The organism is Carboxylicivirga caseinilyticus (assembly GCF_050589785.1).
GTDB classification, from domain to species: Bacteria; Bacteroidota; Bacteroidia; order Bacteroidales; family Marinilabiliaceae; genus Carboxylicivirga; species Carboxylicivirga caseinilyticus.
Window position 1 is genome coordinate 18,678 of record NZ_JBNGOX010000002.1, and the last position, 9,869, is coordinate 28,546.

Annotated in this window: 9 protein-coding genes; 4 read left to right on the forward strand and 5 right to left on the reverse strand. The window is 37.0% G+C overall.

Features of this window, described 5'->3' with window-relative positions; genetic code table 11:
• Nucleotides 1–12 precede the first annotated feature (12 nt).
• Complete coding sequence (locus tag ACRD62_RS01310; protein WP_430818314.1) at nt 13–1,173, reverse strand: NADH:ubiquinone reductase (Na(+)-transporting) subunit B; 1,161 nt, start codon at nt 1,171–1,173, stop codon at nt 13–15.
• A gap of 80 nt (nt 1,174–1,253) precedes the next feature.
• Nucleotides 1,254–2,603, reverse strand: a complete 1,350-nt coding sequence (locus ACRD62_RS01315) for a Na(+)-translocating NADH-quinone reductase subunit A (protein ID WP_430818315.1) — start codon at nt 2,601–2,603, stop codon at nt 1,254–1,256.
• Between the two features lie 168 nt (nt 2,604–2,771).
• Here ACRD62_RS01315 and ACRD62_RS01320 point away from each other — a divergent pair, with 168 nt between their 5' ends.
• From ACRD62_RS01320 to ACRD62_RS01335, 4 genes are all read left to right on the forward strand, one after another.
• Entirely contained in the window at nt 2,772–4,043 is a 1,272-nt protein-coding gene (locus ACRD62_RS01320) for a type IX secretion system plug protein (RefSeq protein WP_430818316.1), read from the forward strand.
• 243 nt (nt 4,044–4,286) lie between these two features.
• Nucleotides 4,287–5,915, forward strand: a complete 1,629-nt coding sequence (gene pruA, locus ACRD62_RS01325) for an L-glutamate gamma-semialdehyde dehydrogenase (RefSeq protein ID WP_430818317.1) — start codon at nt 4,287–4,289, stop codon at nt 5,913–5,915.
• A gap of 90 nt (nt 5,916–6,005) precedes the next feature.
• Nucleotides 6,006–6,311 (forward strand): FtsB family cell division protein, encoded by a 306-nt coding sequence (locus ACRD62_RS01330; RefSeq protein WP_321405534.1) that lies wholly within the window; start codon nt 6,006–6,008, stop codon nt 6,309–6,311.
• Nucleotide 6,312: 1 nt separating this feature from the next.
• Nucleotides 6,313–6,636, forward strand: coding sequence for a hypothetical protein (locus ACRD62_RS01335; protein ID WP_430818318.1), 324 nt, complete (start codon nt 6,313–6,315; stop codon nt 6,634–6,636).
• 76 nt (nt 6,637–6,712) lie between these two features.
• Here ACRD62_RS01335 and ACRD62_RS01340 read toward each other — a convergent pair whose 3' ends face one another.
• The 3 genes from ACRD62_RS01340 to ACRD62_RS01350 form a co-directional block, all read right to left on the reverse strand.
• Nucleotides 6,713–7,960 (reverse strand): glycosyltransferase family 2 protein, encoded by a 1,248-nt coding sequence (locus tag ACRD62_RS01340; protein WP_430818319.1) that lies wholly within the window; start codon nt 7,958–7,960, stop codon nt 6,713–6,715.
• A gap of 57 nt (nt 7,961–8,017) precedes the next feature.
• Nucleotides 8,018–8,620 carry an OmpH/Skp family outer membrane protein gene (locus tag ACRD62_RS01345; protein WP_430818320.1) on the reverse strand — a complete coding sequence of 201 codons (603 nt, stop codon included), beginning with the start codon at nt 8,618–8,620 and terminating at the stop codon, nt 8,018–8,020.
• Nucleotides 8,621–8,790: 170 nt separating this feature from the next.
• On the reverse strand, nt 8,791–9,846 hold the full coding sequence (locus ACRD62_RS01350) for a PorP/SprF family type IX secretion system membrane protein (protein ID WP_321405540.1): 1,056 nt from the start codon (nt 9,844–9,846) through the stop codon (nt 8,791–8,793).
• Between the last annotated feature and the right edge of the window lie 23 nt (nt 9,847–9,869).

A 9,869-nucleotide genomic window follows, 5' to 3' on the forward strand; every position in this document is an offset into this window, starting at 1 on the left:
TTCTAATTTGTTTTAAGCATTTACTTTGGCACGTTTCAAACGTCGTTTAATATTTCCTTGTACCACAAAATGGTCAATAAGTGGTGCAAAAGTATTCATCAACAGAATGGCCAACATTACACCTTCCGGATAAGCCGGGTTAAATACCCTGATCAGAATAGCGAATACACCAATCAAGAATCCGTAAATCCATTTTCCAGCTTCGGTACGTGAGGCAGAAACAGGATCGGTTGCCATAAATACAGCTCCGAAAGCAAAACCACCTAAACATAACTGATGAATAGCATCTACCTGCATAAGCTCATTAGCTCCCCACATGTTGAATAACAATGCCATTAAGTAACCTCCTGCAAATACCGAAACCATAACTTTCCAGCTACCAATACCAGTGTAAATCAAAAGAACTGCACCAATTAAAATAGCTAAGGTTGAAGTTTCACCTATTGAACCAGGAATCATACCAATAAAGCTATGCCATAAGTCAAATGCACCATTGGCAAATTTATCAACATGACCGCTTGCGGCCTCTCCTAATGGAGTAGCACCGGTTACACCATCAAGGTCACTTAATCCATGAATCCAGATTTTGTCTCCCGACATTTTTGAAGGATATGCAAAGAAAAGGAATGCACGTGCAATCAAGGCAGGGTTCCAGATATTCATACCTGTACCACCAAATACCTCTTTACCGATAACAACAGAAAAAGCTGTTGCAACAGCAACCATCCATAATGGAATATCAACAGGTAATACCAATGGAATTAACATACCTGATACAAGGAATCCTTCCTGTACTTCGTGTCCGCGAATTTGGGCAAACATAAATTCAATACCCAAACCTACACCATATGATACAATTACAATTGGCAATACTTTAAGAGCACCAATGCCAACCATTTGCCAAAAACCAGCAGCTTCACCAATAGCTAGGTAATGCTGATAACCGGCATTCCAGATACCAAAAAGCAAGGCAGGCACTAAAGCCATAACCACCATTGCCATGGTACGTTTAGAATCAATCGAGTCGCGCACATGTACACCGTTTTTGTTTGTATGGTCTGGCACAAACAATAAGGTTTCAAATGCATCGAAGGTCGAATGAAACTTCTCAAACTTCCCGCCTTTCTGAACGTGAGGTTTGATATTATCTAATAAATTTCTTAACGCTTTCAATGTTATTTAGTTTTTTAGTTATTAGTCAGTGGTCAGTAGTTATATTTTTTCACAATTCACTACTAACTAGCTACTACTGACTAGCTCAACTCTTTAATCATTAAATCAATACCTCTACGTAACATAGCTTGAAGTGGCTGCTTTGAAGTACAAACAAACTCGCAAAGTGCAACATCTTCTTCAGCCAACTCATAAATTCCCAATTGTTCCATTTTATCAATGTCATCCACCAGGATGGCACGGAATAAAAATTCAGGAAGAATATCCATTGGCATTACTTTTTCGTACTCACCTGACATAATGAATGATCTTCGGCCTCCATGCATATTGGCATCTAAACGATACTCTTTTTTCTTGCACATCCAGCTAAAGAAGGTACGAGAAACACTGTATTTACCAAAACCAGGTGCCGCCCATCCCATAAATTCGAAATAATCACCTTCAGGAATAACTGTTACCTGTGAGTGATATACTCCTAAATAACCGTCATCATCTATTTGTGTACCGGTAAGAACATTACCGCTGATGTATCTTAAGGTACCGTCTTTCTTAACATTGCCTTTCACTAATGTTGAAATAGATGCTCCTAATTTAGTGCGATAGTATGCTTTTTTCTCAACCTCACTACCCGCAACAACAACTACACGGTTTGAATCATACTTTCCTTCCGCAAATAATTTACCGATGGCTACAATTTCCTGTGGTTGTGCTACCCACACTACTTCACCTTTACTTATTGGCATTGTATGGTGAATTTGAACACCCACATTACCTGCAGGATGAGGACCTTCAAAAGAATGAATAGTAACCCCTTTAAGGTTATTGAACACTTTTGAAGCAGCACCATTTTGAACACCAACATGAACATTGTCGCATAAACGCTTAACAACGTCAATACCTGTTTGCAAAGCCTCTTCCTGACCAGTTAACACAAAGTCATAATCAGGTGCTAAAGGAGCTGAGTCGAATGCTGAAATGTAAAACGCCTTAGGTGTTTCTTTTGCATCAGCAATTACATCATAAGGACGCTTACGAATGAATGGCCACAAACCTGCTGCCTGTAACTTTTCAACCACTTGTTCCTTTGATAACTCACTGGCTTTAGCCGGGGCAAATTGCTCAGCAGCATCGGTGCCATCTGATTTCACCACAACTTCCAAAATCTTACGGCGCTCACCGCGGTTAACCGCATGCAACTCGCCACTTACAGGTGAAACGAATTTTATTTCAGGACGATACTTGTCGAAAAATAAAACCGTACCCGTTTTCACCTTGTCCCCAACCTTTAATGCCATTTTAGGAACCACACCATGAAAATCGGCAGGTTTAATCGCAAAAAACTCGGGTAATTCGGCTTGTCCGAATACATTATCAGCTTTTCCTGAAAGCTGAATATTCAGACCTTTTTTTAATTTTATTACCTCTGACATGTTTGAAAAACGGTTTTTTTATTTTTAAGCTGCAAAAATATAGAAAATTATAACTTTTCCATCTATATTACGCTCTTAAAAAGAGCTTAAATACTGCTTTATTTTAGTTTGCTGAGTCAAGGAAAGCACAGCAAATGTAGAATTGTTTCTTTATTTATCCAAACAGATATGTCTATATTTAAATACCTTTTAATTAGTACATTCGCAACCATACCCTTTTTGACAACAGGCAACAACCCTGTTTATACGGCTTCTAATATACATACAGTACAGTTACATAAAACTGGCTGGAATCAAAGTTTACCCATTATTCATTTAAATTCTCAGGAAGAATTAACACTTAGTTTCGATGATTTTGCCTACGATACAAAAAACTACCAGTACAGTATCATTCATTGCGAGGCCAACTGGGAAGAATCAGATCTTATGCAAACAGAATTTATCAAGGGATTTATGCCCAACCCCGTTTTGAATTATCAATACTCATTCAACAGTACTTTTGATTATATACATTATTCAGTGGCTTTTCCCAATGAGGATATTAAAATTAAGATATCAGGAAATTACCTAATTAAAATATTTGAATTGGGCAGCGAGGACAGCCCAATTCTTACCCGTCCGTTTTATGTTTCTGAGTCGCAGGTAGGCATTGTTCCTCAAGTCAAGTACACGGCAAGTGCATCCTTGAGATCATCCATGCAGGAATTGCATTTTACCGTGCAGCATCCTGGATTCAACATCAATAACCCCAGAGAAGACATCAAGGTTGTATTGCAACAGAACGGCAGGTGGGACAATAGGATAACGAATCTAAAACCTTTATTCATTCGCCAATCAGAACTGGTTTATGAACACAACCGGGAAATACTATTTGATGGAGGAAACGAATTCAGATGGCTCGATATAAGAAGTACACGCTTTGCTCCGGAATATGTCGAAAGTATTACCTTTCATGATCCTCATTATCACTTTACTTTATTCCCGGATAAAAGTCGTGGCGATAAATCCTATTTTTACAAAGAAGATTTTAACGGTAAATATTATATCGATGTACGCGAGAATCGTGATCCGGAAATTGAAGGTGATTATGTTTTTGTACATTTTAAATTGCCCGTTGAAAAGCCTATTCTATCAGGTAAAGTATATGTTACCGGCGCATTGAGTGACTGGCAGATGGACGCCAATAATGAAATGCAATACAATACACAAACCAACATGTACGAGCTAACACTACTTTTAAAACAGGGATTTTATAATTACCATTATCTGTTTTGGGATGAAAACCAAAAATATGCTGATGTTGGAACTTTTGAAGGAAATTTCGGACAAACCGAAAACGACTATATTATATATGTATATTATCGAAGTATAAGTGATAACTATGATCGTTTGGTAGGAGTTAATGTGACAAATTCATTAAAATACACCATGACAAATTAAGATTTTGCAAAATCGTAAATAAAAAACTGATTAATCTCATAAAAAGAGCACCCTAAACCCTGACAAAATTCATACCCTTGGGCTGCAAAATTCAATAGCTTTGTTTTCAATGAGAAGTACTGTTTAAATGGTATTCAGAGCAACATTTAATTTCAATTAATAATGTTGTATCTTTTGTAAACAGTATACATGATTTTCATTGATTTGATCAACACAAATAATAACCATCATAAACAAAACGCTATGCCAAAAGGAATCTTTAATGTGCCAAAAGCTGTTAACGAGCCTGTAAAGAGTTATGCTCCTGGATCTCCAGAGCGTGCCGAACTAAAAAAGCAATTAGAATTGCTAAGATCACAGGAGTTGGATATTCCGATGTTCATCGGGGGTCAGGAGATCAGAACTGACAATAAAAAACGAATTCATCCTCCTCATGAGATTAATCATACCTTAGGATATTACCACCAGGGAGATGAAACTCATGTTCATATGGCTATTGACGCAGCCCTTAAGGCTCGTAAAAAATGGGCTGAATTAAGCTGGGAGCATCGTGCTTCAATCTTTTTAAAAGCTGCTGATTTATTAGCGGGTCCATATCGTCAGGTATTGAATGCTGCTACTATGTTAGGTCAGTCGAAAAATGCTTTCCAGGCTGAAATTGATGCTGCTTGTGAGTTGGCTGATTTCTTCCGATTCAATGTTCAGTATATGACACAAATTTATTCGGATCAACCTGAATCATCACCTGGTATCTGGAATCGTGTTGAATACCGTCCGCTGGAAGGATTCGTTTTTGCATTGACTCCGTTTAACTTTACCTCTATTGCTGGTAACCTGCAAACAGCACCGGCTATGATGGGTAACGTTACCGTTTGGAAACCATCTAAGACAGCTGTTTATTCAGCTTATTTCCTAATGAAATTATTTAAGGAAGCGGGAGTGCCTGATGGCGTTATCAACCTTGTTTATGCATCTGGTCCTGTTGCTGCTAATGTAGTATTTGAACATCCTGATTTTGCAGGATTCCACTTTACCGGCTCTACATCTGTTTTCCAAAGCACATGGAAAGCCATCGGAACCAACATTGCTAAATACAAAACCTACCCACGTATTGTTGGCGAAACTGGTGGTAAAGACTACATTTTTGCTCACAAATCATGTGATGTTAAAGCGGTTGCAACAGCTATTACCCGCGGAGCCTTTGAATACCAGGGACAAAAATGTTCTGCTGCTTCACGTGCTTACATGCCATCGAGCAAATGGGCAGAAATCCGTGAACTAGTTGGAGAGCAATTGAAAGAAGTTAAAATGGGACCTCCTGAAGACTTCACCAACTTTGTTAATGCTGTTATCGACGAAGCTTCATTCGACAAATTGGCAGGAGCTATCGACGATGCAAAAGCAAGTAAAGAAGCTGAAATTATCTTTGGAGGTAACTACGATAAATCGGTTGGTTATTTTATTGAGCCTACCATCATCCTTACAACAAATCCGAAATACGACACTATGGAAGAAGAGTTGTTTGGCCCTGTTCTGACTATTTATGTATATGATGACACCAAACTTGATGAAACACTTGATACATTAGATTCAACATCTATATATGCTTTAACAGGTGGAATATTTGCACAGGATCGTTACATTATTGAGAAGTTAACCAAACGTCTTGTAAACACAGCAGGTAACTTCTACATCAATGATAAACCAACAGGTGCTGTTGTTGGTCAACAACCTTTCGGAGGTTCTCGCGGATCGGGTACCAACGACAAAGCCGGATCAGCTATTAACCTTATGCGTTGGGTTAGTCCTCGTACAATTAAAGAAACCTTTGTTCCGCCACATGATTATAAATATCCATTTTTGGCAGAGTAATAAATCAAATCCCGCAGATGCGGGATTTTTTTTGTGCCTTTGCTAAGCTCTGAGGCACAAAGTTTATTACCTTTGTCGAAAAGGTACTATATGAACTGGTCGAACTTTAAAAAATACATTCAGCCACTAATCAGTAACAAATACTTTATAGCATTTGTGATTTTTGTGGTTTACATAGGTATTTTCGATCAGAACAACCTGATTGACCGCTTCAAGTTACAATCCCGCATTACCAAATTAGAAAAGCAGAAAGAGCACTACATTGAAGAGATTGAGCAAAACAACCGAAAAATGAAAGAGCTTCAGAGTAGCACCGACAATCTTGAAAAATTTGGAAGGGAAGAATACCTCATGAAGAAAAAAGACGAAGTGCTTTTTATCGTTGAAGAAGAATAATATGGATTTTAAGAGAGTTTTAAGCATCCTGTATTACATCGGTATGGGACTGGTATTTTTAGGAGTACTGATGGGTGTGACAAATGTTGACTATGACTACCTTGTTTTATTTATCGGTAGTTTACCAATTATAGGTGTAAGAATTTATAACCGTGTCATTGGTCGAAAAGAGAACTTTCGTGTATTTTCTATATTAATTTACAGTTCGATATTTTTATTACCGACAGCATGGGCAATGTATACTAACCGCACTTATTGGGTAGTATTTATCATTTGCATGGTAGTACTTGATTTTTATGCCAGCTTTCGACGACTCAGAAAATAAACAAGTAGAAGGTTAAAAGATTAAAGGATAAAAGATAACTATATTTCAGACTGAAGACTATTCAATTAGGATAGAATCACTGCTTTTCCCATTTTCTAAAATAGTCCAATACATCATTGGTATCCATCAGATCATCGGCATCCCTTTCAAGCAATTCAAGCAGATCGAGAGAAACATCAAAAACGGCTGTTTTTTCCAGAAAATGTTCATGAACATAGTTCAGGTATTTCACAACTCTAAAAGCGTCAAAAACCTCAAAAAACCGTTTATTAAATGTGTTTAATGAAGAACAATTATTATTCACATTAGTAAGATCAGCATAGAAGTCTGAATTCAATAAATAACTTCTGATTCGACCGCTTAATTCACTTAAAAGGTCCAGATAAGCTTCTTGCTCTATCTTATAGAATTTATCTCGCATAATAAACAAATCCTTCAGATCGATAAAAGCCTGCAAATTATAAGTCTTATAATCATCAGAATCATTAATTAGTTTTGCAATGGTAGGTCCGGTTCCAAATGGAACACGATCAGAAATACGTGAAGATGGATAAACACATGTGGTATTCAACTCCGAAAAACTACCTAAAGAAATTACTTTCTGAAGAAAATAAAAATCTTCACCGGCTTGCTTTCGAGGTATACCTCCTGCCCTAACGTACGCTTCTGCTGTAATAGCGAAGCTGGAACCAACTGTATGAAAAGCATGTGGATGTCCGGTCCATCGCAATGCCTGCAAATAGTATCTTAAATGTAGCTCATATTGAAAAATTGCCTCTTTTTGCGAATCATTAAGCCCTTCACTTTGATGTTCGAAACAAATGGTACAACCATTTAATATTTCTTCTTCAAACTTCTTCCATACTTCTGTAAAGTAATTGGAACTTACAACACAATCTGCATCTAATGACAAAATGATTCCTCCTGGATTATCCTCATCCGCATATTTAGAAACGGCGTAATCCATGCCAATTTTACGCGCCCAGCCAACTCCTGCATGTTTGGCAATTAAATCATAGGCTTGAATAACTGAAATAGAAAAATGTGTATATTCTTGACTTTGACCTATCAAATAATCAAAGAGTTTTTGCTGACGAAGCTTTACGTCTGAGCTGCAATCTGAAGAGTAATTAACAACCATTATTAACTCTATCTGCATCTGGCATTTTTTGGCAGCCACATGTATAGAATCAAGCAAAAGATCAATACTTTCCTCTTCAAGATATACTGGGATAACTACCCTTATATCTTTCTTTGAGTCATCCTTTTCAAAGGGAAAACTAACTGAATGTCTTGACAAATATTTCTGAAAAAGCTTATCCATAAAAATAAAAAAGGCAGAACTTAAAAAAGTTCTGCCCTAATATATCAATATAATTTCTTACTTGTTACCTGCTTCGTGACGTGCATTAAGAGCCTCAGTAACATGTTTTGTAATATCAACTCCTTGTGCACCATACAATACATTATCACCCAATGTATTGCTTAAAATAACTTTATAAGGCTTATCCTTGGCAAATTCCTTAAGATAATTTTCCAATGTATCACGAAGCTGACGATTTAATTTGTCCTGCTCCTGCATCAATTCATTGGTTAAACGTTGATTTAATAGCTGTAAATCCTGTTCTGCTTTTGCTAAACGATCTCTTTCTTTATTAAATCTATCCTGCGACAAGAAGGCATTGGTTTGAACTTTACGTTGAAAATCCACTGCATCTTGCTGAAAAATCCTTGCTTTCTCTGCGTAATCAGCTCTTGAAGCCTCTTCTTTACCCATCAATTGCTCGTTAACCACTTTTGCAAAGTTATAATTCAACAACAATGAGTCTGTATTAATAAAAGCAACAGGATAAACATCTCCATCGGCAGCAGCTTCACCTTCTCCTGAAACTACAGCTTCTTTTGAAGAAGAAAAATGTAGTACATATAAAATGATAACAGCAATTAATAAAACCCCATTTAATACTGTAGATACTTGTTTCATATTCTCACTAATGATTTTATAGCTTATTTTTAACGGAGAACAAATATAATCTATTAGCCTGCATATAAAAATATTTGCTCAATTTTTTATTCACATATTCGGCATTGCCCATGCTCAAATGCCACAACATTAATTACTTCATTATCTAATAAGGGTTCTTAAATTTTTAGTTAGAAAATTTTCCGTGTACGACGACGATACTTAGAGCCTGAAGCATTGCCGTATCCGGGAGCACTACAAGGGATCGCTCCCCTTGGACTTCTTTTCTTATAAACCTGATTAAACCGATAAATAAGTGATAATTCATTAGCCCCGTTACTATATCCGCTCAACTCAGATAAGGTAAAATCGTAACTGTATGCAAAACGAATATTTCCAACATTTACTCCCAAAATAAATATCAAGCCATCATTGTTACTCAATCCATTCTGCGAAGCAAAAGGGATACCCCTATACCACACACCTATTTCCATTGGATTAAGGAACCAGTATGTTCCAAAATCCAGCTGATTAAACCCTTGCTGAATGCGATAATTAAATGCTGCTGTTAAACTCTGATCTATTCGGCTTCTTCCTGTTTTGTATTCAAATTTATAACCACCATAAAAAGATGTTTTGATTGGGTTATAGGTCTCAATATCGGTAATAGCAATATCATGTTTAATGATATTATCAACCGACATTCCAAACCAGAAAAAATCACTATAGATCATGGCCGATGCTGCTGCATCGAAATACTTAGTATTTTCATTACCATAAACCGAGCTTCCAATAGTAGATCCATCACTTCCCTGATCGGAAGGTAAAACAGAACTTACGGCATTCAGATTTACTTCAGCATATTTAAATTGAATACCAGGTCGGACAAAAATCCCATCATTAATCGCAAATTCATATGCATAAAGAGCACTGATATCCTGACGAACCAATTTCCCATCACCACTATCATCACGCAAAAACATTAATCCTAAGCCACTACTGTAGTCTTCAAAAAAATGATCTGCAGCTAATGCATATGTTTTGTAAGTATTGGGTATACCTGGCCATTGATCGCGATAAGTCAGGCTTATGCGCGATCCATTAGTTAGTCCGGTAAAGGAAGGACTTAAATACAGAGGACTGGCGTACACCTGAGAGAAAGATGCATCCTGAGCATTAAGATGCATCATATTGAGGCATCCAATTAACAAGATTATAATTCTCAAATGTTCTTTCTTCTTTATCATGGTTAAGGTTTCCCTAATATAGG

Bases quoted from the DNA above. Each gene is read 5' to 3' on its own strand.
- ACRD62_RS01345 (WP_430818320.1), bottom strand. From the start codon at position 8,620: ATGAAACAAGTATCTACAGTATTAAATGGGGTTTTATTAATTGCTGTT.
- pruA (WP_430818317.1), top strand. From the start codon at position 4,287: ATGCCAAAAGGAATCTTTAATGTGCCAAAAGCTGTTAACGAGCCTGTA.
- ACRD62_RS01330 (WP_321405534.1), top strand. From the start codon at position 6,006: ATGAACTGGTCGAACTTTAAAAAATACATTCAGCCACTAATCAGTAAC.
- ACRD62_RS01320 (WP_430818316.1), top strand. From the start codon at position 2,772: ATGTCTATATTTAAATACCTTTTAATTAGTACATTCGCAACCATACCC.
- ACRD62_RS01340 (WP_430818319.1), bottom strand. From the start codon at position 7,960: ATGGATAAGCTTTTTCAGAAATATTTGTCAAGACATTCAGTTAGTTTT.
- ACRD62_RS01350 (WP_321405540.1), bottom strand. From the start codon at position 9,846: ATGATAAAGAAGAAAGAACATTTGAGAATTATAATCTTGTTAATTGGA.
- ACRD62_RS01315 (WP_430818315.1), bottom strand. From the start codon at position 2,603: ATGTCAGAGGTAATAAAATTAAAAAAAGGTCTGAATATTCAGCTTTCA.
- ACRD62_RS01335 (WP_430818318.1), top strand. From the start codon at position 6,313: ATGGATTTTAAGAGAGTTTTAAGCATCCTGTATTACATCGGTATGGGA.